Here is a 23,474-nt window from a genome sequence, read left to right as displayed (position 1 = left end):
CATGGGAGTCTTCGTCTTCCTTCCCCTGGTCCTTCCGCTCACCGCCTGGCCGGTCGCCCGCCTCGCAGAGCAGCGGCTCCACCCTCGTACCGCGACGCGGCTGCTGGCCGCCGTCGCCGGTGTCTCCGCCGTGTGCAGCACCCTCTGCCTCGGTCTGCTCATGATCGTGGGCACCGCGCAACTCCCCGGCAACCCGCTCCCCGACAGCTGGTCGGACCCGGATGTGCGCGCGGCCCTCCCGTACGACGAGATCGCCGGCCGCGCGGCCATCCCGGCGCTGCTCGCCGTCCTGGTCTCGTGCGGTGCGGCGGCCTGGCGTCAGATGCGGGTACGGCGCCGGGTCGTGGCGGCGCTCGGCGGGCTGCCGCCGACGCCCGTCGCGGTGCTGCCGGACCGCACGCCGTACGTGTACGCGGTGCCCGGCGGCCGGGTACGGGGCGGGCCACGGGGCCGTGGAGACAGGGCGCGGGACCGTGGCGGCAGGGCGCCAGGCCATGGCGGCAAGGCGCGCGGCCATGGCAGGGAACCGCGGGGGCGCGGCCGGGTCGTGGTCAGCGCCGGCATGCTCGCGGGCCTCGCCCCGGCCGAACGACGGGCGCTCTTCGCCCACGAGCGGGCCCACCTGGCCGGCCGGCACCACCGGCACCTCCTGACGGTCCATCTCGCGGCCCGCGCGAACCCGTTCCTGCGGCCGCTGCGTACCGCCGTCTCCTACACCGCCGAGCGCTGGGCCGACGAGGAGGCGGCCGCCGAGGTCGGCAGCCGCCGCTCCGTCGCCCGCGCGATCGGCAAGGCGGCGCTCCTCGCGCCACGCGCTCCGGCGGCCACCCTCCCCGCCCTGACGGGCGGGGACGCCGGCCCGGTGCCCCGACGGGTCGCGGCCCTGATGCGACCGGCTCCGGCGGGCCGCGCGTGGCCGCCGGTGGGCACGGCCGTGGGCCTCGCCGCCTGGTGCGCCGCCTTCGGCGCGACCGTCTCCGCCCTGTCCTCGGCGAACTCGGCGGTCACGCTCTTCCTGGTGCTGCGCGGGGCTGCCGCGCCGATGTAGCCGCCTGGCCGCGACGGGGGGTGTCCGGCCGATCGGTGCGGGCTCGCGGTGCGATCGGGTCATCCGATCGGCGGGAGTCCGACGACAGGGTCTAGAGGTCGAACTCGTGCGGCGGCAGGTCCAATGTGAAGCAGGCCTCGCGGACCACGGCCTGCTCCGTCTTGTCGAAGTCGCCGTCGGCGCCGCCGATGACGATGCCGATCTGGACGACGGCGCGCGCCTCGGCCGGCTTCTTCTTCGCCTTGGCGATCTCCTGGAGCACGCTCACCTTGCCGAAGTCGAAGTCGGCCGTCAGCTTGTTCAGGTTGTCGTCGAAGCGGCGCTGCAGGTCGAGCGCGTCGAAGTTCTGCAGCACCTCGTTGGTCGAGATGAGCTGGGCGACCCGGCGGCGCTCGGCGGGGTCGATCGTCCCGTCGGCGGCGGCGACCAGCGCGCACATGGCCATGCTCGCGTCCCGGAACGCGCCGCTCTTCAGGTCGTTCTTCTTCGCCACCAGCTGGGTCTGCATCGTCGATGCGGATTCCCTGATGCGGTCCCACAGGGCCATGAGCACTCCAGACGTCGATTACTTCTACGGTCTTGTAGAACGTAGCAGTGGGACGTGGAGTTCCCGGGGACCGTCACACGCCGAGGAGCTGGAGCGAGGCCCACAGCGCCACCGTCGAGGCGACGAGGGTGGCCGGGACCGTCAGGAGGCCGAGGCGGGTGAACTCCCCGAGGCCCACGGGGTGGTCGTGCTCGTGGGCGATGCGGCGCCAGAGGAGGGTGGCGAGGGAGCCGGCGTACGTGAGGTTGGGGCCGATGTTCACCCCCAGCAGCACGGCGAGCACCGCGCCGGGGCCCGAGGCCGCCGCGAGCGGGACCAGGGCGAGGGTCGCAGGGAGGTTGTTGATGAGGTTGGCCAGGACCGCGGCCACGGCGGCGAAGCCGAGCAGGGCCGGGAGCGAGGTGCCGTCGGGGAGGACGTGGGCCAGGGCGGTGCCGAGCCCGTTCTCGACGACGGCCCGGACGACGACCCCCAGCGCCAGGACGAACGCGAGGAACGGCAGCGCGGCCGAGCCCACGAGCGCGCGTGGTGTGGTGCGGCGGCGGGCCAGCGCCCGTACGGCGAGCACGGCGGCGCCTGCCGCGGCCGCCCACGCGGGGTCCACGCCGGTGGCCGAGGCGAGGGCGAAACCGCCCAGGGTTCCGGCCACGGTGAGCAGGGCGAAGCGGGGGACGGCCACGGGCGCCGGGGGGTCGGTGGGGGCGGCCGCGGCGGCCAGGTCGCGCGCGAAGAAGCGGCGGAGGACGCCGTACTCGACGGCTATCGCGGTGAGCCAGGGGAGCAGCATCAGCAGCGCGAACCGGGTGAAGCCGAGCCCGGTGGCCGTGAACGCCAGCAGGTTCGTGAGGTTCGAGACCGGCAGGAGCAGCGAGGCCGTGTTGGACAGATGGGCGCTCGCGTAGGCGTGGGGCCCGGGCCGGGCCCCCATCCGGGTGGCCGTCGCGAAGACCACCGGGGTGAGCAGGACGACCGTCGCGTCCAGGCTCAGGACGGCGGTGATCAGCGAGGCGAGGGCGAAGACGGCGCCGAGCAGCCGCTGCGGGCGCCGGCGGGACCAGCGGGCCATCCAGGTGCCGCAGGCGTGGAAGAGTCCCTCGTCGTCGCAGAGCTTGGCCAGAACCAGGACGGCCGCCAGGAAGCCGATCACCGGCCCGAGCCGCTCTGCCTCCTCGCGTACGGCCTCGGGGGTGACCGCGCCCACGGCGAGCACGGCGCCGGCGGCGGGTACGGCGAAGACCGCCTCGGGCAGGCGGAACGGGCGGACGACGGCGCAGATCAGCACCACGGCGAGGGAGAGCACGGAAACGGATGGGGCGAGCATGCGTTCGATCATCCGGGTCGGCCGCGGCGGCTCCTCAGGGGGGTGCTCGGTGGGTCTCTCCTTCCCCGGCTCAGAAGAAACGTGACATTGTACGATGATCCCCCGTGACTTCTCGGAGGGCGCACGATGGGTGACCTGAAGCAGTACGGCCTCGTCAGGGCCCAGGAGCGGCTCCGTGACCAGGTCGGGCACGCTCTCCGCGCGGCCCTGATCGCCGGCGAGCTGCGCCCCGGCCAGGTCTACTCGGCCCCCGGACTCGCCGGCGACCTCGGCGTCTCCGCGACCCCGGTCCGCGAGGCCATGCTCGACCTGGCCCGGGAGGGCCTGGTCGAACCCGTACGCAACAAGGGGTTCCGTATCACCGAGGTCAGCGAGCGGGACCTCGACCAGTTCACCGAACTGCGCACCCTCATCGAGGTGCCCACCATCGGGCGCATCACGAGGAAGGCCGACCGGGAGCAGCTGGAGGCGCTCCGCCCGGTCGCCGAGGAGATCGTCTCGTGTGCCCGGGAGCACGACCTCATCGGCTATCTGGAGGCGGACCGCCGCTTCCATCTCGCGCTGCTCGCGCTCTCCGGCAACGACCGGCTGGTCGAGACGGTGGGGGACCTGCGCAAGCGCTCCCGGCTCTACGGTCTGACCGGTCTGGACGAGGCCGGCAAGCTCGTCTCCTCCGCCGAGGAGCACCTCGAACTCCTCGACCTGATGATCGCCGGAGACGCGCGCGGTGCCGAGGCGTGCATGCGGCGTCACCTCGGGCACGTGCGGTCGCTGTGGGCCGAGGCCCGCGACGAACCGGTCGGCCGACGGGGGTAGGCGGCGCGGAGGTCGTCGGTCGTCAATTCGCGGGGCCGGGGCAGGGCCCCGTGGCGGGCGGCGGGTGACCGGCGGGGGCGAACGGCGAGGGTGACCGGGTGCGGGTTCCGTCCGGCGGCGACGCTGCCCCCGGCGCCGCCCCGGCGCCTCAACCGGTCATGCCACGACCGGAGTTCGGACAGCCTGGACAGGCTCGCCGTCCTCTCTATGCTGACGGCATGCTCTCTGCCGCCTCCGGGTCCACGCACGCCTCCGCCTCCGCCGCTCCCACGCCGGCCACCGCCTCCCGGCTGGCAGGCATCGGCGCCTCGCCGGTACGGGAGATCCTGGCGCTGACCGCGCGGCCCGAGGTGATCTCCTTCGCCGGCGGGCTGCCCGCCCCCGAGCTGTTCGACGTCGCGGGCATCCGGGCGGCGTACGACAGGGTCCTCGCGGAGAACCCGCAGTACGCGCTCCAGTACTCGACGACCGAGGGCGACCCGGAGCTGCGTACCGCCGTCGCGGCCCGGCTGACCGCACGCGAACTCCCCACCGGCCCCGACGACCTGCTCGTCACGACGGGATCGCAGCAGGCGCTCACGCTCCTCACCACCGCCCTCGTCGAGCCGGGAGCCGTCGTGCTCGTCGAGGACCCCTGCTACCTCGCCGCCCTCCAGACCTTCGGCTTCGCCGGTGCACGGGTCGTTCCCGTACCCACCGACGACGACGGCATCATCCCCGAGGCGCTGGAGGAGATCGCGGCCCGCGAGAAGCCGACCCTCCTCTATCTCGTGCCCACCTTCCAGAACCCCACCGGCCGCACCCTCCCCGCCGAGCGCCGTGCCGCCGTCGCCCGGGCGGCTGCGCGGACCGGTTTCTGGATCGTCGAGGACGATCCGTACGGCGAGCTGCGGTACGACGGCGAGCGCGTCCCCTGGATCGCCGCCGACCCCGCGGCCGCCGACCGCACCGTGCTGCTCGGCTCCTTCTCCAAGGTGATGGCCCCCGGCCTCCGGCTCGGCTACCTGCGCGCCCCCGCCGGTCTCCGGCGCGCCTGCGTGATCGCCAAGCAGGCCGCCGACCTGCACACCTCGACCATCGACCAGGCCGCGGCCGCGCGCTATCTGCGCGACAGCGATCTCGACGCGCACGTCGCGGTGATGCGGGCCGCGTACCACGAGCGCAGGGACGCCATGCTCGAAGGCCTGCCGGCAGCGCTGCCCGAGGGCAGCCGGTGGAACCGGCCGGAGGGCGGCATGTTCATCTGGGTGACCCTGCCCGCCGGCCACGACGCGACGGCGCTCCTGAAGACCGCGGTCGGCCACGAGGTGGCGTACGTGCCCGGGGCGCCGTTCTTCTGCGGCGAGCCGGACCCGGGCGCGATGCGGCTCTCGTTCACCACGCATGCGGCCGACGAGATCAGGGAGGGCCTGCACAGGCTGGCCGAGACCTTCGGCCTGTAGCTTCGGAAGGCGGCTCCGGCGTTCGGCTTCGGCGTGTAGCTTCGTGATCATGAACTCGCCGCATTCCGCCGACGTCACGACCACGGCTACTGCTGCGGCCGTGGCCCCGAACACGGCCACGGACCAGGCTCCGGCCGACCCGGCCGCCACCGACGATCTGCTGCCCTCGCAGCCCGTCGGCTACTGGAGCGGTCTGGCGCACGACACCGTCGTCGGGCATCTGCGCGACGCCATGGCCGGGATCGACACCACACAGCCGCAGTACTGGGTGCTGAACCGGGTGAACGGCGGACAGCCGGCCCCCAGCCGCGAGGAAGTGATCGCCCAGCTGACACCGCTCGCGGACGGCCCGCACGAAATCTCCCGTGTGGTCGACCAGTTGCTCTACCGGGGCTGGCTCCGCAGCGAAGCGGACGGCGGCGGGGGCCGGCGGCTCCACCTCACCGAGGCGGGAGAAGCCGCGAGGGTACGGCTGCGCGAGCTCGTCACCGAACTGCGCGCCGTCGTGCACCAGGGCATCAGCGACGAGGAGTACGTGGCCGCACTCAAGGTCCTGCGCCGCATGGTCGCCAACGTCGAGGCCGCGCGGAGCGACGCACCTCGGGAGTAGCGGCGTGCCCGCGCGGAGCGACGCCCCTCAGGGGTAGCGGCGTGCCCGCGCGGGGCGACACGGCCCCGGAGCAGCGGCGTGCCCGCGCGGATCACGCGTCGTCGGCGGGGCGGGTGAAGCGGCCGCTCGGCTCCCCCCGGAGCCGGCCGGCCGGAAGCCTGCGGCCGTAGGCCAGCAGCAGGAGGTCCTGGGCCGCGCCGAACACGGGAGTGCCGGAGCCGTACGACCAGTCGAGGTCGTCGGCGCACAGACGCACCGCGTCGAGGTCGGCGCCGAAGAACCTCAGGCCGCTGGGCCGTACCTGGTCCAGCAGGATGCGCAGCCGGTCCTCGGGGACGCGCCGGTCGAGGCCGAGAGCGACGGTGATGTCCAGGCCGTGCACCACGTCGTGGCCGAGCGCCGCCGCGAACCCGCCGACGGGCGGGGTCCACGGGTGGCCGGCGTTCTCCCGCAGGAACGCGGCGAGCGCCGTGGTGGAATGGGCCGCCGCATCCCTGCGCGCGACCCGGTCGGTCATGCGGTGGAGGTTCCCGCGCGCCATGGCCAACTCGCCGAGCGTCGCGGGCAGGGAGAGCCGGAACCCCATCGACATGTGCGCCGCGACCTCGCGGACCCGCCAACCGGCGCACAGACTCCGCTCGTTCCACTGCTCGGTGGACAGACCGTCGAACAGGTCGGCCAGTTCCCGGCGTTCGGCCGCGATCGCGGCCCTGACCTCGATGCTGTTCTTCTTGCGGGCGGTCGCTTTCTCCATGCGACCCACCCTGCGGTCCGCCCGGCGATAACGCCAATAGACGGTTCTGCTGCGATCTAGAATCAACGGTTATGGAACTTCGCCGGCTGCGCTACTTCGTCTCCGTCGTCGAAGAGGGCGGCTTCACCCGGGCCGCAGCACGGCTGCACTTGTCCCAGCCCGGCCTCAGCGCCCAGATCCGACAGCTGGAGAAGGAGTTGGGGCAGCCCCTGCTCGACCGCTCCGGCGGTTCGGTGACGCCGACCGAGGTGGGCCGGGCCGTCCTGCCCTACGCCCGCGCCGCACTGGCCGCCGCGGACGCCGTGCGGCAGACGGTGGACGCGTACACGGATCTGTTGCGCGGCCGGGTCACGCTCGGCCTGGTGTCCGGCGCCGCCGGGCACGCCTTCGACATCGCCGGCTTCCTCGCGGACTTCCACGAGGACCACCCGGCGGTGGAGGTGGCGCTCACCGAGGACACCACGGAACGGATGCAGGCCGCACTCCTGGCCGGTGAGCTCGACATCGCCTTCCTCGGGACGGCGGCGGAGGTGCCACCCCCGGGAGCGGCCTTCCAGATGGTGATCGACGTCCCCCTGGTCGCCGTCGTCGCGCCCGGCGATCCGCTGCTCGACCGGGTCGACCCCACGACCGTCCCGCTCGCCGATCTGCGCGACCGGCCGCTGATCTGCCTGCCGCGCGGCACCGGGGTGCGCGCGGCGCTCGAACGGGGCTGCGCGCAGGCGGGATTCCGGCCCCGGGTCACCTTCGAGGCGGCGGCGCCGGACGTCCTGGCGCAACTCGCCGCGCGCAGCCTGGGCGTTGCCGTGCTGCCCGCCGGAGAGGACGTGTCACCCCTCGACGGGCCGCTCCGCGCTCTGCGGATCGTCGAGCCCGAGATGCGCGGCCGCCTCGCGCTCGCCTGGCAGGCCACCGGCCCTGCGAGCCCCGCGGCCCGGGTACTCCTCGACCGCCTGCGCGAAGCCCTCCCGAAACCCCGCCACCGCTAGGTCCTGTCGTCGAGCCGTCGATCCGTCGATCCGTCGAGGGTCACACCGAACCGTCCCTCATCGGCATCCACGACCCTCCGGTCGGGGCGTACCTCCAGCTGGTCCCGGGCGATCGGCCCCGGCCCCGGACGTCGGTCCCGGCCTCGCGCATCAGTCCCTGCCCGGGAAGAAGTCCGCGCTCTGGACGTACTCCATGGCCCGGATGAACTCCGGGTCGCCGAGGCGGCGTTCCATCTCCTCCGGGCTCACGTCCTCCACACGGGTCTGGATCCAGTACAGATTGCCCAGCGGGTCGCGCACCCGCCCGACCCGGTCGCCGAAGAACAGATGGGTGACCTCGGTGACGGAGGTGCCGCCGGCCGCGACGGCCCGCCGATGCACGGCGTCGGCGTCGTCCACGTACAGACGGAGGAAGCCGGGGGTCGCCGGCCACTCCGGTCGGGCGTCGAACATCATCACCACCGAGTCGCCGATCCGGACCTCGGCGTGCTGGACGCTGCCGTCCTCGCCCGCGAGGCACGCGAGCTCCTCCGCGCCGAAGGCCTGCTTCAGGAATTCGATGAGCCGCACCGAGTCGCGCGAGATGATCCACGGCGTCACGGTGTGGTAACCCTGGGGAACGGGATCGACGGACATCTGGCTGCCTCCTGGGGTGCGAGTGCCTCAACGTGCCGGTGACGTTAATCCCGATCTAGGCCGGTTCATGGCCTAGAAGGACCTGGCTCGGCGAACGAGGCGGCCCGGTACACCCTCCGGGTCATCACCTCGTGTCGTTGTTGGGCCGAACGGGTGAGGAGCGGGAGGATGTGCCCATGAGTAGGTACGAGAGGTACGACGTCACCGACGAGCAGTGGGAGGGCCTCGCCCAGGTCGTGCCCCTGCGCGGCCGTGACGAATGGCCGTCCAGGGTCGACCACCGCACGATCCCCGAGCAGTACGAATCCGCCGAGCAGCGCCGCATGGTCGTGCTCCGCGTGCAGGTGTTCGCCGACGCCCGTGAGGTCGCCGAGTACCTCATCGCCCAGATCCCGGTGCTCCTCGATCTGACGAGTGCCGACACCGAGGTCGCCAAGCGCATCCTCGACTTCAGCAGTGGTGTGGTCTTCGGCCTCGGCAGCGGGATGCACCGCGTCGACCGGAACGTTTTTCTCCTCGCCCCGGCCGGTACGGAGGTCGAGGGTGCGGAAGGCGAGGACGAGGAGAGTGTCGTGGGCGGCCGGACCGCCGGCGTCCCCCGATCGTAGGAAGGTCATCTAGCCGTAACGGTTCGTCAGGGAATGGGCTGCGTACGGTCCGGGCATGGACCTCACCGGTGGCTTCACGCTCGACCACTCCTCCTCCACGGCTGCCCCTTCCTCCCGCGCTCCTTCCCCGGGCGCACCGTCCACCTGCGCCCCCACGCCAGGCGCACCGTCCACCGGCACCCCCACGACCGGCGCTCCCTCGACCGGCGTTTCTTCCACCCGCGCCCCCGCCACCCGTGCGCCCTCCGCGGGGGCCGCGCCCCGGCTGCCGTCGCAGGGCGGGGCCGGGCGGAGGGCCGAGAAGAGGGCCGAGAAGAGGGCCGCCGGCGGGGGAGGCGGAGGGGGACTCCGGGCGCGGCCCGCCGTCACCGAGCTGCGGCTGTCCGCGTTCGCCGGTCACCGCTCCGCCGTGCACGCCCTGGGGCCGGTCACCCTCTTCACCGGGCCCAGCGGCAGCGGAAAGTCCACCGCCCTGCGGGCGTACGAGGCGCTGGCCAGGCTCAGCGCGGGTGACACCCTCGACGAGGTGTTCCCCGACGCCGCCGACTGCGTCCCCGAACGGGCCCGGCCCGACGCCCAGGGCCGGCGCGGCTTCCGCCTCGGCTGCACGGTCGACGGACCCGAGGGCCCGGTCCACCTGGACCTCGCCGTCCAGGCCGAACCCCGGCTCCGCATCGTCGGCGAACGGCTCACCGGCCGGGGCCGCACCCTCCTCGCCACCGCGCTGCGCGATCCTGGCCGCCCCACCGTGCAGGCCGAATGGCACACCGCCGGCACCACCCCCGTCACCCGGGCGCCCCTCCCCGACGACCTCCTCGGTACGGCCCTGCTGCCGCTGCGGGTCGCCGGCAAGACCCCCGGGCAGCTGGAGGTGCTGGCCGCCGCCGAACAGGTGGTCGTCGGGCTGCGGTCCGCGTTCGCCTGCGACCCACGGCCCGAGCGGATGCGTGCTCCCGTACCGCCCGGCGAGGGGCGGCTGCGGCGCGGCTGCGGCAACCTCGCCGAGGTCCTGCACCGCACCCACACGGACTGCCCGCGCCGGCACCACCGCCTCGCGGCCGTGGCGGCGGCGGGCTGCGTGGGACCCGTCACCGGACTCGGGGTGCAGGAACTCCCGGAGGGCACCGTCCGGGCCGTACTCGAACGGGGCGGCCGGCCCTCGACCCCGCTCGCGCGGCTCGGGGACGGGGAACTGCGCTATCTCGCGCTCGCGCTGACCCTGCTCACGGGCCCCGGCGTCCTCGCGATGGACCGGATCGCCGAAGTGCCGGAGGCCATGCAGTCCCTGACGCTGCTCGCCGACGGCCTCGACCGCGGGCTCGACGAGCGGCAGGCCGGCGAACTGCTCGGGCTCGCCGCGGGCATCGCCGTCGACGGACACGTCCGGGTCGCCGGCACGGTCGGGTCGCGGACGGCGGCCCGGGCGCGCCGGACGCCCGGGGTGACGGTGGTGGATCTGAGCGCGTGACGGGCCCGGTGGTGGACCTGAACGCGTGACGGGCCTGGTGGTAGACCTGAGCGCGTGACGGACAACGACGTAGCGGGACTGCAGCGCAGGCTGGCCGAGTTCGCGGTGGCCCGCGACTGGCAGCCCTACCACACGCCCAAGAACCTGGCGGCGGCACTCAGCGTGGAGGCGGCCGAACTCCTGGAGATCTTCCAGTGGTCGACGCCCGAGCAGGCGGAGCGGGTGATGGACGACCCGGAGTCGGCGCACCGGGTCGCGGACGAGGTGGCGGACGTGCTCGCCTACCTCCTCCAGTTCTGTGACGTGCTCGGGGTCGATCCGCTGGCCGCGCTCGCAGCCAAGATCGACCGGAACGAGGTCCGATTTCCGGTCCGGAGGAGGGGCGAAGGGCGGGCGGAAGGGGGTGAGGAAGAGGACTCCAGCAGAGATCGTCACTCTTCGGAGTGATCGACTTTTCCCCGTCGAGCCTCCTGTCCACAGATTTCCGAATTCCCCTGGTGTCGGGGCTCAGGCCGCCTCACTCTGGGTAGTGGATTGAGTGGGCAGATAAGTCGTACGAACGGGGGCGGCGTTGATGGAAGCGGAACGACTCGTCGCGCTTGGCCGGCACGCGCTGGCGGAGAGCGGATCGGCACAGGACATCGTGGCGGAGGCCTGGCAGGCGCAGGCGCTCGCCCAGGCGATAGGGAATCGTCTCGCGCTCTGCGGGCCGCAGGAACTGCGCGGCGAGGCAAGGGGACTGAGCGAGATCGGGGAGTATCCGGCGTGGGGTGCCGACGGGCCGCGTGCGGCCCGGTTGTCGGAGGTGGCGGACCCGCGCGGGGCGTTGACCGCGCTCGGGGAGCTGCTCGGCGAGGTGGGCATCGCGCTGGTCGGCGTGGCCTGCGCCACCGACGACGAAGGGCTCTACTGGCAGTGCATCGAGGCCATCGACGCCGCCGACGAGTCGAGCGACCGGGTCCGCGGGATGCTGCGGCGCCTCGCCGTGCGCGACGGGGAGCGGGCCCGCCCGCCCGACGCCGCCCGGGACCGCGCGGGCCCCGGACGGGGCCGGTGGTGAACGGCGTACGACGCGGTCCGCTCGGGCCCGTGTTCCCGCGACGCGGCCGGCTCGGGCCCGTGTTCCCGCGGCTCGGTCCGCTTGAATCCGTGCTCCCGCGGCGCGACCCGCTCGGGGCAGTACCGGTGGGGCTCGTTCTGCTCGGGTCCGTGTTCTCGGCACTCGTTCTGCTCGGGTCTGCGTTCCCGCGGCTCGGCCCGTTCGGGGCGGGGCCGGTGGGTGGGGCGCTCCTGCTGCCGGGGTCAGGGCCGGGGCCGGCGGGGATCGGGCTGGTCGTGGGTGGCCCGGTCCGGAGCGAGGCGGTCGGACGTGGACTGGAGGTCGGCGTCCAGCTGGTTGAGGTCGGCCGAGAGCGCCGCCATCAGTTCCTCCATCTGCTGGAGCAGGCCCTTGGGGGCGCCGGCGCCCTTCTGCTCGGGCACGGACGGCGACGCCAGCCGTTCGGGAACGGCCTGCTCCGGCGCGGCTTCCTGGGACATGGGGGCCTCCTCGGCCCGGACCCCGCCGCCGAGGACGGGGCCACGAGAGAGAGCGGCGCACCGGCAGCGGCCGCCGGCACGCGGGCCGGGCGGTCCGGCTCCGCCCGAGCCAACGACGGGTGCCGGGGCCCGGTCACTGGCCGGGGCGGACGCGGCCCGCCGGAGGGCCGGATATTCACCCGACCGAGCCGGGGCGCGCAAGGAGCTGACGGAGAGGTTGACACGAACCCGACGGTGCAGGATGGAGGCATGGATCTCCGTACCTTCACCGAACCCCAGCAGGGGGCCGACGACGACACCCTCCTCACGGTGGCCCGGGCCACCGAGGAGCTCGGATTCGACGCCTTCTCGGAAGCGGTGTTGTTGCTACCAGGTGAGCCTCTAGGGTCCATCCATGGAGCTTGTGACCCTGGGGACAGGGGCAGAAGACATGATCAGGGCCGTCACCTACGAGCGGCATAGCCACAGGAGCGAGACGGACAGTCAGGCGTCTCCGCGGATGCAGCGTGAGAAGTCCGTGGCCTACTTCGACGCGCAGGGCAACTGGACGCACATCGACACCGATTACTCGGATGTTGGGCTCTCCGGCTACGACCCTCACGTGATTCGCCCCGGCTTTGAGCGGCTCATCGAAGACGCCCGTGCGAAGAAGCTCGACGTCGTGGTGATCTACATGCTTTCCCGGCTGACGCGGCAGGGGGCGGCAGAGGCCATGAAGGTGCAACAGGAGCTGGCCAAGCACGGGGTTGCCCTCGTGTCGACGCAAGAGCCCTTCATCGACACGTCGCACGACAACCGTTCGGCGTCGCATTCTTCGCGCTCATTGCTGGCCTCGCGCACCAGGAGTCGAAGGACAAGTCCGAGTTCATCCGTGACGCTTCCGCTCAACTGAAGTCCCGGGGCTCGCACTCGTCGGGTCCCGTGCCGTTCGGCTGCAAGGCGGAGGAGACTCAGGTCGACGGGCTGACGATTCGAATCCTGTCCCCTGGAGAACGCGGCACAGATCGGCCCGAACTCCTCGCCGGCCGACGCTGTCGAGTACATCCTCAAAGAGGCGGAGGACGGAACGAATCCGAGCGCCATCGCCTCCAAGCTGACGGAGCATCGCGCACGTACCCCGCTGGAGAGTCTCGACGAGGAGAAGGCGACGGCACTGCGTGAGGCATCTCAACGTCGACGTAAGAGCGGAAGCGGCGACACTGCGGAGTCCGAGTGGTCGGCCACCGTTGTGACCCGGATCCTGCGTGACCCCCCGTGTCGCCGGCTTTGCGATCGGCCCAGTGGACCCAAGAACGACGAAGCGTCAGATCCTGCGAGATGAGAACGGCGAGCCTGTACGGCCGCACACGGGCTTCAGGGAGCCTGCGGCTTGGTGCAAGATCCAGGCTCAACCGGACGGCCGTACACAGGCCGCACGCCGCGACAGGACGGGCGAGCGGACGTTCCTCGGGTCGTGGGGGAAGCTCCGGTGCGCGCAGTGTGGAGCGGGGCTGACCGTCTCCAGCACCGACAGCCCGTATGTGTGCAATCTGTGCCGTGCCGTGGGCGACGTACCCCGCCACAAGTTGCGGACGCCGCAGATGGACACCGACCACGTCGTGGCAGAGCGCGTACGGGCCCGCGTGTCTGCGCTGGACCCGTCCGACCCCGACGACATCGAGCTCCTCGCCGTCGCCAGCGCACGGTTCGCGCGACAGGGTGCCGCCCCGGAAACCGCCGCTGGGCTTGCAGAGCAAGAGGCACAGTTGCAGCACGTACAGCAGAGCATCACGGAACTTGCAGAGGACCGGGATTCTTACCGGGGACCCACCGCACGTGCAGCCTTTCGGGACACCATGAAGAAGTGCGCAGACCACGAGGAGCGCTGTGTGGCGCACATTGCGGAGCTGTCGGCAGCCTCTGTGGTCTCCACGCGTCTGCCCCTCGACGAGTGGACGGAGGACACCGACGGGGACCCGTTCGTCCCGGGCGGCATCTGGTCGCGCTGGGACGTCGACGAGCGACGAGCGTTTCCGGACATCTTCGTCGACCACGTCACAGCGGCGCCCGTCACCACGAAGCGGGGAACAACGCGTGTGCGGACGGGCGGTCGCCTCGAAATCGTGTGGGCGGAGCCCGCGGAGGAGCTCAACGAGGTAACAGGATCGTAATGATGAGGAGATGTGTTGGTGCGGGTCGGGGTCTAAGGTGCCAAACAAACCCCCTCTTTCCTTTTCTCCAACATGCGTGAAGAGGGGTTAACTCCAGAGGGCGTGGACGTTGAGTCGCGACGACCAACACCCGGGCCTCACGGTCCGGAAGGACGGACGGTCGTAGGCGGGTGGGAAGCCTCCGCACCCGGGTTGAGCCCGGATAGCTCCGGCCGACGTCGTGCGGCATGCGAGACTGGCCGGCCCTTGCGGGTCGCCCACTCCCGTACCGGGCTATCCATCCGCACTCCTTCTCTCTGCTCCGGGTTGAGCCCGATGCTGCTCCGGGAGGAACCCGAAGCGTTCCAGAGGGATGGATTCTCGGAGTGTGAATCCCGGTGCAGAAGTGGTGCGCCTACCGCCCTGCGTTCGCATCGCGGGAGGGTGCGGGCGGTTGTCTTCCCGGAGGCATCCGGTACAGCCGACCGACGTCATGCTGAAGGGGCGGCCTCGTGATGAGACCGCCCCTTTGGCGTTGCTAGTGGCTGCGCTTCAGGTAGCTCAGTACGCCGATTCCGCCCATGGTGACGGCACCAAGCGTCGTGCCACCTGCCGCGAGTGCCGCAAGCGGGCCACCGTTGAGCAGTGTGACCACAGTGAAGGCGAGGAGCCCGAGGAGCGCGGCACTGAGAGCCACGATCGTCAGATCGCGGCCCGGGTGGGCGCAAGCCTGGGGCGTCGCCTGCGTGGTAGTCATGAAGTTGTCCTCCTGCGTCGTCTGCGAACACGGCGGATCGCGATACGGCGTTTGCCGTGGATCCGACGGGGCGCGCGACAGGCTCTAAGGAGCCTGGGACCGTTCGGTCGACGGTCGGTTTGCGCACAGTTCGCCTGCCACGCACTCTCCAATTCGGGCGAAGGAAGACCCGGCCAGTGTACCAGCGTCAACAGAGCAGTATCCGGAACGTAGTTCAGCGGTAGAGCGCCGGCTCTGGGAGCCGGATGACGCAGGTTCGATCCCTGCCGTTCCGACGTAGCACCCCGACGACGCAGGGCCCGGGGTTGATTCCCCTTGAGCTGACATGGCCCGAGTAGCTGTCCCCGTGAACACCCCGACCCGTGGGGGCGTCGCCCTGACGTCGACGGCCGGCAACGCGACGGACAACCACGTCAGAAGCAACGACGGCCGAACCGCGATCCTCGTGAAGAACACCGGGTCGACCGTTGCGTGCGTCGTCACCTGCAGCATCGCGCGCAAGGTGGACGGCCGGACGGTGACGCATCGGTGCCCGAGGTCAGGTGGGAGCTGGAAATCGAGTCCACGGCGTCCCCGAAGGACGTCGTCTACGGGCACCGGTAGGTTCGCGTGGGCCGCTTCCGGTTCCTGTCTGACGAGACCGTCACAGAGACGAACGGTGCTGTGTGCATCCTCGACGACGAAGTGCTGATGAAACACGCACGGGCGGTACTGCCCGAGCTGGCACGCGTCTGACCCCCCTGACTGCCCCCGTCGTCCTTCTCCCCAGTGGAGGGCGACGAGGGCTTTTGCGTGTCACGATGAAGATGGTTGCAGGTCAGAGGCCGTATACAAGGTAGGTAGCAGTGTGTACCTTTCTCCCGTTCCGACCACTACCTCAGCATGGGGTCGGCCGACGGGCTGCCCGGACCGACCGACGCCTGGATCACCCTGGCCGGGCTCGCCCGGGAGACCAGGCGGATCCGCCTCGGCACCCTGAGGACGGCCGGGACGTTCCGGCTTCCCGGCGTGCTCGCCATCCAGGCCGCCCAGGTGGACCGGATGTCCGGCGGGCGGGTCGAACTCGGGCTCGGTGCGGGCTGGTTCGTGTATGAGCGGGGTGATCCGATGAAGCCGGTCCGTACACTCGCCGACGCCCTCGGGTCGGGGGTCCTCGTCCTCGACGGCGGGCTGTCCAACCAGCTGGAGGCGCAGGGCTGCGACCTCTCGGACGCGCTCTGGTCCGCGCGGCTCCTGGCCGACGGCCCCGAGCAGATCGAGGCGGCCCACGCGGCGTACGTACGGGCCGGCGCGCGGGTGCTCATCACCTCCGGTTACCAGGCCACCTTCGAGGGCTTCGCCCGGCGGGGCGTGGGCCGGGACGCGACGACGCGGCTGCTCGCCCGGAGCGTGGAGCTCGCCCGTGCAGCGGCGGCGGGAGTGGGGCAGGAGGTGTGGGTCGCCGGGTCCGTGGGGCCGTACGGCGCGATGCTGGCGGACGGGAGCGAGTACCGGGGACGGTACGGGCTGTCCGTACGGGAACTGGAGGCCTTCCACCGGCCCCGGATCGAGGTGCTGGCGGCGGCGGAGCCTGACGTGCTGGCGCTGGAGACCGTTCCGGACGTGACGGAGGCGGAGGCGCTGCTGCGGGCGGTCGAGGGGTGCGGGGTGCCGGTGTGGCTCTCGTACACCGTCGAGGGTGGGCGGACCCGTGCCGGGCAGGACCTGGCGGAGGCCTTCGCGGTCGCCGCGGGGAACGACCGGGTCGTCGCCGTCGGGGTCAACTGCTGCGACCCGGCGGAGGCAGGGCCCGCCGTGGAGCTCGCCGCCGCCGTGACCGGGAAACCGGCGGTGGTCTACCCCAACAGCGGGGAGCGGTGGGACGCCCGCGCGCGGGACTGGCGCGGCGACATCGCCTTCGATCCGGCCCGGGCCACCGACTGGGCCGCGTCCGGCGCCCGGCTCATCGGCGGCTGCTGCCGGGTCGGCCCGACGACGATCTCCGCCCTCGACGCGTCCCTGGCCGCCGACGAGCGCGAGGGCTGAGCCCGCGGCCCTCCCGAAGGCTCGTGCTGCGAGGGCTGAGTCCTCGGCCCTCCCGAAGGCTCGTGCTGCGAGGGCTGAGTCCTCGGCCCTCCCGAAGGCTCGTGCTGCGAGGGCTGAGTCCTCGGCCCTCCCGAAGGCTCGTGCTGCGAGGGCTGAGTCCTCGGCCCTTCCGCGGGCTCCTGCCGCGAGCGCTGAGTCCTCGGCCCTCCTGTGGGCTGCCGCCGCGAGGGCTGAGTGCCAGGCCCTCCTGCGGCCCTCCCGCGTGTTCCCGCCGCGCGAGAAAATGCCTGGTCGGGACGGGGGCGGCGAACCATACTCGGACGTGTGTTCCTGACGATCAGTACGACCGGCAACCCGGAGCGTCCCGCGACCGATCTCGGCTTCCTGCTGCACAAGCATCCCGAGCGCGCGCAGACGTTCTCCACTTCGCACGGCACGGCGCACGTCCTCTACCCCGAGGCGAGCGCCGAGCGGTGCACGGCGGCACTTCTCCTGGAGGTGGACCCCGTGGCGCTGGTGCGCCGCGGCAAGGGCAAGGGCCGGGGCGGCGCCCCGGACTCCGCGCTCGCCCAGTACGTGAACGACCGGCCCTACGCGGCGTCCTCGCTGCTCGCCGTCGCGCTCGCGAAGGTCTTCAAGACGGCGCTGCACGGCGTCTGCCAGGCGATGCCCGAGCGGGCCGCGGCGGCGCTGCCGCTGCGCATCGAGGTGCCAGCGCTGCCCGCGCGGGGCGGCGCCGAGCTGGTGCGCAGGCTCTTCGGGCCGCTGGGCTGGGACACGGTGGACGTCGAGCCGGTGGCCCTGGACGGGCAGTTCCCCGAGTGGGGCGCCTCCCGCTATGTGCGCCTGGTGCTGGAGGGCGAGCTGCGGCTCGCGGACGCCCTCAACCACCTCTACGTCCTGCTGCCCGTGCTCGACGACGCCAAGCACTACTGGGTCGCGCCCGACGAGGTCGACAAGCTGCTGCGCGCCGGTGACGGCTGGCTCGCCGGTCACCCCGAGCGGACACTGATCACGACACGCTATCTGTCCCGCCGCCGGGGCCTGACGCGTGAGGCCAGCGAGCGGCTCGAACTCGTGCGGCTCGCCGAGGCCGAGGGCCTGGACGTCGACGACGTCGACAACGCGGTCGACGAGTCGACCGACACCGAGGAGCGGCCCGTGCCGCTCGCCGAGCAGCGCCGGGCGGCGATCCTCGCGGCCCTGGAGCGGGCCGAGGCGAGTCGCGTCCTCGATCTCGGCTGCGGTCAGGGCCAGTTGGTGCAGGCACTGCTCAAGGACACCCGCTTCACCGAGGTCGTCGGTGTCGACGTGTCCGTCCGCGCCCTGACCGTCGCCGCGCGGCGGCTCCGGCTGGAGCGGATGGGGGAGCGGCAGGCGGCCCGCGTGAAGCTGCTGCAGGGCTCGCTCGCGTACACCGACAAGCGGCTGACCGGCTACGACGCGGCGGTGCTCAGCGAGGTCGTCGAGCACCTGGACCTGCCGAGGCTGCCGGCCCTCGAGTACGCGGTGTTCGGCTCGGCCCGGCCGCGCACGGTCCTGGTGACCACGCCGAACGTCGAGTACAACGTGCGCTGGGAGTCGCTGCCCGCCGGGCACGTCCGGCACAGCGACCACCGTTTCGAATGGACCCGGGAGGAGTTCCGCGGCTGGGCGGCCTCGGTCGCCGAGCGGTACGGGTACGGCGTCGGGTTCACCCCCGTCGGCCCGGACGACCCCGAGGTCGGACCGCCCACGCAGATGGCCGTCTTCACCCGGGACCAGGAGCAGGATCACCACCGGACCCCGACCACCGCGAAGGAGGAACAGGCATGACCACCGAGACCGTGAACCCGGCCGACACCACCCCGGCCCGCACCCTGCCCGTCACCGACCTGTCCCTCGTGGTCCTCGTCGGCGCCACCGGCTCCGGCAAGTCCACGTTCGCCCGGCGCCACTTCAAGCCGACCGAGATCGTGTCCTCCGACTTCTGCCGGGGACTCGTCGCCGACGACGAGAACGACCAGTCCGCGAGCAAGGACGCCTTCGACCTCCTGCACTACATCGTGGGCAAGCGCCTCGCGGCCGGGCGGCTCGCCGTCGTCGACGCGACCAACGTGCAGCAGGAGGCACGGCGTCAGCTCGTGCAGCTGGCCCGCTCGTACGACGTGCTGCCCATCGCGATCGTCCTCGATCTGCCCGAGGAGGTGTGCCGCAGCCGGAACGCGGCGCGTCCCGACCGCGCGGGCATGCCGGCGCACGTCATCCAGCGCCACCGCCGCGAACTGCGCCGCTCGCTGCGCGGCCTGGAGCGCGAGGGCTTCCGCAAGGTGCACGTGCTGAGGTCCGTCGAGGAGGTCGACGCCGCCCAGGTCGTCCTGGAGCGCCGCTTCAACGACCTGCGTCACCTCACCGGTCCCTTCGACATCATCGGTGACATCCACGGCTGCCGTTCCGAGCTGGAGACCCTGCTCGAGAAGCTCGGTTACGTCGACGGTCATCACCCCGAGGGCCGTACGGCGGTCTTCGTCGGCGACCTCGTCGACCGGGGGCCCGACTCGCCGGGCGTCCTGCGCCGGGTGATGGCGATGGTCGCCGAGGGAGACGCCCTGTGCGTCCCCGGCAACCACGAGAACAAGCTGGGCCGCTGGCTCAAGGGCCGGAAGGTCCAGGAGACGCACGGCCTCGCCGAGACCATCGAGCAGCTGGGGCACGAGAGCGAGGAGTTCCGGGCCGAGGTCGGCCGGTTCATCGAGGGGCTCGTCAGCCACTACGTCCTCGACGGCGGCGACCTCGTCGTCTGCCACGCCGGTCTGCCGGAGAAGTACCACGGCCGGACGTCGGGACGGGTGCGCTCGCACGCGCTGTACGGGGACACCACCGGCGAGACCGACGAGTTCGGCCTGCCGGTGCGCTACCCGTGGGCGGAGGAGTACCGGGGGCGGGCCACCGTCGTGTACGGCCACACCCCCGTGCCGAACACCTCCTGGATCAACAACACCCTCTGCCTCGACACCGGGGCCGTCTTCGGCGGAAAGATGACCGCGCTGCGCTGGCCCGAGCGCGAACTCGTCGACGTACCGGCCGAGCGCGTCTGGTACGAGCCGGCCCGGCCGCTCGCGACCGAGGCGCCCGGCGGACACCAGGGGCGCCCCCTGGACCTTGCGGACGTGCACGGCCGGCGGATCGTGGAGACCCGGCACCTGGGCAACGTCGCCGTGCGCGAGGAGAACGCGGCGGCCGCCCTCGAGGTGATGAGCCGGTTCGCGGTCGACCCGCGGCTGCTCACCTATCTGCCGCCGACGATGGCGCCCACCGCCACGTCGAAGGAGGAGGGCTACCTGGAGCACCCGGCCGAGGCCTTCGCCCAGTACCGGGCGGACGGCGTCGAACGGGTCGTGTGCGAGGAGAAGCACATGGGCTCCCGGGCCGTGGCCCTGGTCTGCCGGGACGCCGAAGCGGCCCGCGAGCGCTTCGGCGTGGACGCCGAAGGGGTCACCGGCGCGCTGCACACCCGTACCGGACGGCCGTTCTTCGACGATCCCGCAGTCACCGAGCAGGTGCTCGACCGGCTGCGGACGGCGATCGGCGCCGCAGGACTCTGGGACGAGCTCGACACGGACTGGCTGCTGCTGGACGGCGAACTGATGCCGTGGTCGCTGAAGTCGGCCGGGCTGCTCCGCGCGCAGTACGCGGCGGTCGGCGCGGCCTCGGGCGCGGTCTTCCCCGGTGCGATCTCCGCGCTCGAACAGGCGGTGGCGCGCGGGGTCGAGGGGATCGACGGGCTGCTCGCGAAGCAGCGGGAGCGGGCGGTGGACGCGGAGGCGTTCACCGAGGCGTACCGCAGGTACTGCTGGCCGACCGAGGGCCTGGACGGGGTGCGGTTCGCGCCCTTCCAGCTCCTGGGGGCGCGCGGACGCTCGCTCGCGGCCGTCCCGCACGACGAGCAGCTCGCCTGGCTCGACCGGCTCGTGGAGCACGATCCGACCGGGCTGCTCCAGCTCACCCGCCGGCTCGTCGTCGACACGGGCGACGAGGCCTCGGTCCGGGCCGGTGTCGACTGGTGGCTGGACATGACCGGCGCCGGCGGCGAGGGCATGGTCGTCAAGCCGCTGGCCGCACTCGTCCGCGACGCCAAGGGCAGGCTCGGCCAGCCGGGCGTGAAGGTGCGCGGCCGGGAGTACCTGCGGATCATCTACGGCCCCGAGTACACCCGGCCGGAGAACCTGGAGCGGCTGCGGCAGCGTTTCCTCGGCCACAAGCGGTCGCTGGCCCTGCGCGAGTACGCGCTCGGCCTCGAAGCCCTCGACCGCCTCGCGGAGGGGGAGCCGCTGTGGCGGGTCCACGAGGCCGTGTTCGCGGTCCTGGCACTGGAGTCGGAGCCGGTGGACCCGAGGCTGTGACGCCGCGCTTCGACGGCTGGTGAGGCCTGTACGGCTCATCATGCTCGGCGGCTTGTGAGGCCTGTTCGGCTCTGGCTCGCCATGCTCGACGGCTGGTGAGGCCCGGCGGCGGTGACGCTGCGGGGCCTCACGGCGAGGCCCCGATTCCCGGAAGCCCTCGCGGAGATCGCCACCCTCTCGGACGGGTGGGGCTCCGCGAGGGCTTCGGCGTGTGTTCGCCCCACCTTCGCCCCGCCTCCGCCCCGCCTCCGCAGGGCCTTCGCACGGTCTTCGCGAGGCCTTCGCCCGGCCCCGACGGGGGGCGCAGGGGCGCCGGTCGCGGCGCTCCCCTGCGCCCCCCGTGCCCGTTGACGCATTTCTTCCGCACCCTCTAGCGTTCTTCACCCCATGACGTGACGCAGCGTCAGCAGTGGGACGCGGCACGTCACGTGAGGTGGGAACACGCACACGAATACGCCGGTCGATCACCGGTGGCCGGTCTTCCCCGGAGGGCCCGAGGACGGTACGGGGGTGAGCGCGCGGTGAGTCTCTTCGGCCAGGACCGCTCCTTCCTCCACGCCCTCCCGGCGGCCGACCGGCGGTCCCTGATCGCCGAGGGCGCCCGGCGCGTCTACGCACCGGGGGAGGTGATGATCCGCGAACGCGACACCACCGCCTTCGTCCTCGCACTCCTCTCCGGCTGGTCCGTCGTCTCCGTGGGCACCGAGCGCGGCTCGCGGCTCATCCTCGCCCTCCGGGGTGCGGGCGAGGTCGTGGGCGACCTCGCCGCCGTGGACCGGCGCCCGCGCAGCGCCAGCGTCACCGCGCTCGGCAGGGTCGAGGCGGTGGCGATCTCCGGCGACCGGTTCCGGGGCTTCCTCGCCGCCCGGCCGCACGCCACCTCGCTGATCATGCGCCAGCTCGCGACCCGGCTGAGGAGCGCCGACGTCGAGCGGCGTGCGCTCGCCTCCGAGACGGTCCTCCAGCGACTCGCGGCCCGCCTCGTCGAGCTGGCCGAGCGCGCCGGCCGGCGGGCCGAGGCCGGGACCGTGCTCGAACTCCCGCTGCCGCAGCACGACCTGGCGGCGGCCATCGGAGCGACCCGGGAGGCGGTGGCCAAGGCGCTGCGCCTGCTGCGGGAGCAGGACGTGGTCCGCACCGCGAACCGCACCGTCGTCGTGATCGACATGCGGGTCCTGGTGCTGCTCGCGGAGGGGCGCACGCGCCCCGGCGGAGAACCGGCGGACGAATCTCCGCCCGGTGTGTAAACGGCTACATCGCCGGTCGCGGAACGCGGCCAGTCTGGACACGCATCACCACGGCACCAACGGCACCGGGGCAGCACACAGGGAGTCCGAGAGTGAGCAGTGCGGGAGTGAACGGGGAAGTGGGCGGAGACGTGGGCGGAGACGTGGGCGGCATCCACCGGTTCGTCGTCTTCGGCGACATCTGCGGCTCCGGGACGCTCGATCTGGCCGAGAAGAAACACCAGCGGGCGGCGATGTACGCCGCCTTCGACGACGCGTACAGCTCCGTCGGCGTCGAGCCCGGCACCTTCCACCAGGAGGACCGGGGGGACGGCATCCTCGCCGCCCTGCGTCCCGACGTGCCGCCGACTCTCATGGTCGGCCGGTGGATCGACACGCTGTACGAGAGTCTGCGCGCCCACAATCAGGGCAGGGCCAGGCCGCTGCGGCTCCGGATCGGGATGAACGCGGGACTCGTGACCCAGGACCGGCACGGGCTCGTCGGACGCGCGGTGGACCTCGCCGCCCGGCTCTGCGACAGCACCCCGGCCAAGCGGATCATGAACGAGACCCCGGAGATCGACCTCGTGGTCGTCGTCTCCGACTGGCTGTACGGGAACGTGGTCGCCGAGGGCGGGCGCTACGTCGAGCCGGACCACTACCGGTCGGCCCGCATCCGGTCCAAGGAGACCGACGAGGCCGCCTGGTTCCACGTACCGCGCAGGCCCGCGCCGCCGCTGATCGGGCGCGACGGGGAGCTGCCGCCCGAGGGGGAGCCGGCGGCCGAGGGGGTGCCGGCCGTCGCGGGGGAGCGGCGGCCGGCGGGGGAGGCACGGACCGGGGGGGGGGGGGGGGGGGGGGGGGGGGGGGGGGGGGGGGGGGGGGGGGGGGGGGGGGGGGCCGGGGGGGGGGGGGGGGGGGGGGGGGCCCCCCCCCCCCCCCCCCCGGCCCGTGGGTGGGAACCGTGAGTACCACGTCGGGGGCGACCTCCTCGACATCCACGGCAACACGATCCACGGCGGGTTCACCGGAATCCGCAAGAACTCGGGAAACGGCTCAGGCAAGGGCTCGGGCAGTGGCTCGGGCAGGGACGCGGGCAGGGACGCGGGCAGAGGCTCGGCTGCCCGATCCGGTTCCGGTTCCGGCCCGGGTGTGGGCTCCGGTGCGGGTTCGGGTG

General features: G+C 72.6%; 21 protein-coding genes, 1 tRNA gene and 1 pseudogene. 17 read left to right on the top strand and 6 right to left on the bottom strand.

The features are described 5' to 3' along the window. The first annotated feature begins 1 nt into the window (after position 1). Entirely contained in the window at positions 2-1,048 is a 1,047-nt protein-coding gene (locus tag ACZ4XX_RS02075) for a M56 family metallopeptidase (RefSeq protein WP_468506081.1), read from the top strand. A gap of 91 nt (positions 1,049-1,139) precedes the next feature. Here ACZ4XX_RS02075 and ACZ4XX_RS02070 read toward each other — a convergent pair whose 3' ends face one another. Both ACZ4XX_RS02070 and ACZ4XX_RS02065 read right to left on the bottom strand, forming a co-directional pair. Then, positions 1,140-1,595 (bottom strand): tellurite resistance TerB family protein, encoded by a 456-nt coding sequence (locus ACZ4XX_RS02070; RefSeq protein WP_209497293.1) that lies wholly within the window; start codon positions 1,593-1,595, stop codon positions 1,140-1,142. Between the two features lie 73 nt (positions 1,596-1,668). Further along, positions 1,669-2,916, bottom strand: a complete 1,248-nt coding sequence (locus ACZ4XX_RS02065; protein ID WP_468506080.1) for an SLC13 family permease — start codon at positions 2,914-2,916, stop codon at positions 1,669-1,671. Between the two features lie 126 nt (positions 2,917-3,042). Between ACZ4XX_RS02065 and ACZ4XX_RS02060 the strand changes: the two genes are divergently transcribed. The 3 genes from ACZ4XX_RS02060 (at position 3,043) to ACZ4XX_RS02050 (ending at position 5,784) form a co-directional block, all read left to right on the top strand. Then, positions 3,043-3,732, top strand: a complete 690-nt coding sequence (locus ACZ4XX_RS02060; RefSeq protein ID WP_468506079.1) for a GntR family transcriptional regulator — start codon at positions 3,043-3,045, stop codon at positions 3,730-3,732. 218 nt (positions 3,733-3,950) lie between these two features. Next, a complete protein-coding gene (locus tag ACZ4XX_RS02055; protein ID WP_468506078.1) occupies positions 3,951-5,174 on the top strand; it encodes an aminotransferase-like domain-containing protein in 1,224 nt (407 codons plus the stop codon). A gap of 49 nt (positions 5,175-5,223) precedes the next feature. Continuing rightward, a complete protein-coding gene (locus tag ACZ4XX_RS02050; RefSeq protein ID WP_468506077.1) occupies positions 5,224-5,784 on the top strand; it encodes a MarR family winged helix-turn-helix transcriptional regulator in 561 nt (186 codons plus the stop codon). A gap of 91 nt (positions 5,785-5,875) precedes the next feature. On the opposite strand, the gene ACZ4XX_RS02045 is transcribed toward ACZ4XX_RS02050, so the two are convergent. Next, positions 5,876-6,538 carry a maleylpyruvate isomerase family mycothiol-dependent enzyme gene (locus ACZ4XX_RS02045; RefSeq protein WP_468506076.1) on the bottom strand — a complete coding sequence of 221 codons (663 nt, stop codon included), beginning with the start codon at positions 6,536-6,538 and terminating at the stop codon, positions 5,876-5,878. 71 nt (positions 6,539-6,609) lie between these two features. On the opposite strand from ACZ4XX_RS02045, the gene ACZ4XX_RS02040 reads away from it, so the two are divergent. Then, positions 6,610-7,527 (top strand): LysR family transcriptional regulator, encoded by a 918-nt coding sequence (locus ACZ4XX_RS02040; protein WP_468506075.1) that lies wholly within the window; start codon positions 6,610-6,612, stop codon positions 7,525-7,527. A gap of 150 nt (positions 7,528-7,677) precedes the next feature. Here the strand turns inward: ACZ4XX_RS02040 and ACZ4XX_RS02035 are convergent, their stop codons facing one another. Next, the gene (locus ACZ4XX_RS02035; RefSeq protein ID WP_468506074.1) at positions 7,678-8,163 is read right to left on the bottom strand and encodes a VOC family protein; all 486 of its coding nucleotides are present in this window, start codon (positions 8,161-8,163) and stop codon (positions 7,678-7,680) included. Between the two features lie 176 nt (positions 8,164-8,339). Between ACZ4XX_RS02035 and ACZ4XX_RS02030 the strand changes: the two genes are divergently transcribed. The 4 genes from ACZ4XX_RS02030 to ACZ4XX_RS02015 all read left to right on the top strand — a co-directional run bounded on the left by ACZ4XX_RS02030 (position 8,340) and on the right by ACZ4XX_RS02015 (position 11,299). Further along, on the top strand, positions 8,340-8,771 hold the full coding sequence (locus ACZ4XX_RS02030; RefSeq protein ID WP_468506073.1) for a cell division protein SepF: 432 nt from the start codon (positions 8,340-8,342) through the stop codon (positions 8,769-8,771). A gap of 55 nt (positions 8,772-8,826) precedes the next feature. Further along, positions 8,827-10,239, top strand: coding sequence for an AAA family ATPase (locus tag ACZ4XX_RS02025; protein ID WP_468506072.1), 1,413 nt, complete (start codon positions 8,827-8,829; stop codon positions 10,237-10,239). Positions 10,240-10,293: 54 nt separating this feature from the next. Next, entirely contained in the window at positions 10,294-10,686 is a 393-nt protein-coding gene (locus ACZ4XX_RS02020; protein WP_468506071.1) for a nucleotide pyrophosphohydrolase, read from the top strand. A gap of 127 nt (positions 10,687-10,813) precedes the next feature. Then, positions 10,814-11,299 (top strand): DUF6099 family protein, encoded by a 486-nt coding sequence (locus ACZ4XX_RS02015; protein ID WP_468506070.1) that lies wholly within the window; start codon positions 10,814-10,816, stop codon positions 11,297-11,299. 242 nt (positions 11,300-11,541) lie between these two features. Here the strand turns inward: ACZ4XX_RS02015 and ACZ4XX_RS02010 are convergent, their stop codons facing one another. Then, a complete protein-coding gene (locus ACZ4XX_RS02010) occupies positions 11,542-11,778 on the bottom strand; it encodes a hypothetical protein (protein ID WP_468506069.1) in 237 nt (78 codons plus the stop codon). 249 nt (positions 11,779-12,027) lie between these two features. On the opposite strand from ACZ4XX_RS02010, the pseudogene ACZ4XX_RS02005 reads away from it, so the two are divergent. From ACZ4XX_RS02005 to ACZ4XX_RS01995, 3 genes and pseudogenes are all read left to right on the top strand, one after another. Then, positions 12,028-12,195: pseudogene (locus tag ACZ4XX_RS02005) on the top strand (LLM class F420-dependent oxidoreductase); the annotation flags it as partial. Continuing rightward, positions 12,173-12,670 (top strand): recombinase family protein, encoded by a 498-nt coding sequence (locus ACZ4XX_RS02000; RefSeq protein ID WP_468506068.1) that lies wholly within the window; start codon positions 12,173-12,175, stop codon positions 12,668-12,670. The pseudogene ACZ4XX_RS02005 and the gene ACZ4XX_RS02000, both read left to right, overlap by 23 nt. Before the next feature lie 688 nt (positions 12,671-13,358). Then, positions 13,359-13,928: a hypothetical protein gene (locus ACZ4XX_RS01995; RefSeq protein WP_468506067.1), complete on the top strand. Its 570-nt coding sequence runs from the start codon at positions 13,359-13,361 to the stop codon at positions 13,926-13,928. Between the two features lie 517 nt (positions 13,929-14,445). Here the strand turns inward: ACZ4XX_RS01995 and ACZ4XX_RS01990 are convergent. After that, positions 14,446-14,664, bottom strand: a complete 219-nt coding sequence (locus tag ACZ4XX_RS01990) for a hypothetical protein (protein WP_468506066.1) — start codon at positions 14,662-14,664, stop codon at positions 14,446-14,448. Between the two features lie 203 nt (positions 14,665-14,867). On the opposite strand from ACZ4XX_RS01990, the gene ACZ4XX_RS01985 reads away from it, so the two are divergent. From ACZ4XX_RS01985 to ACZ4XX_RS01965, 5 genes are all read left to right on the top strand, one after another. Next, positions 14,868-14,939 (top strand) — tRNA-Pro (locus tag ACZ4XX_RS01985). Between the two features lie 607 nt (positions 14,940-15,546). Then, positions 15,547-16,689: a homocysteine S-methyltransferase gene (mmuM, locus tag ACZ4XX_RS01980; protein ID WP_468506065.1), complete on the top strand. Its 1,143-nt coding sequence runs from the start codon at positions 15,547-15,549 to the stop codon at positions 16,687-16,689. A gap of 324 nt (positions 16,690-17,013) precedes the next feature. Further along, a complete protein-coding gene (locus tag ACZ4XX_RS01975) occupies positions 17,014-18,504 on the top strand; it encodes a 3' terminal RNA ribose 2'-O-methyltransferase Hen1 (RefSeq protein ID WP_468506064.1) in 1,491 nt (496 codons plus the stop codon). Further along, positions 18,501-21,071 (top strand): polynucleotide kinase-phosphatase, encoded by a 2,571-nt coding sequence (locus ACZ4XX_RS01970; protein ID WP_468506063.1) that lies wholly within the window; start codon positions 18,501-18,503, stop codon positions 21,069-21,071. The genes ACZ4XX_RS01975 and ACZ4XX_RS01970 overlap by 4 nt, the downstream gene beginning before the upstream one ends. A gap of 521 nt (positions 21,072-21,592) precedes the next feature. After that, positions 21,593-22,318, top strand: a complete 726-nt coding sequence (locus ACZ4XX_RS01965; protein ID WP_468506062.1) for a Crp/Fnr family transcriptional regulator — start codon at positions 21,593-21,595, stop codon at positions 22,316-22,318. The last annotated feature ends 1,156 nt before the right edge of the window (positions 22,319-23,474 follow it).

Source organism: Streptomyces sp. NPDC029956 (genome assembly GCF_055574655.1).
The sequence above is the reverse complement of the archived record's forward strand: the minus strand, read 5'-3'. Positions and strand labels throughout refer to the sequence as shown.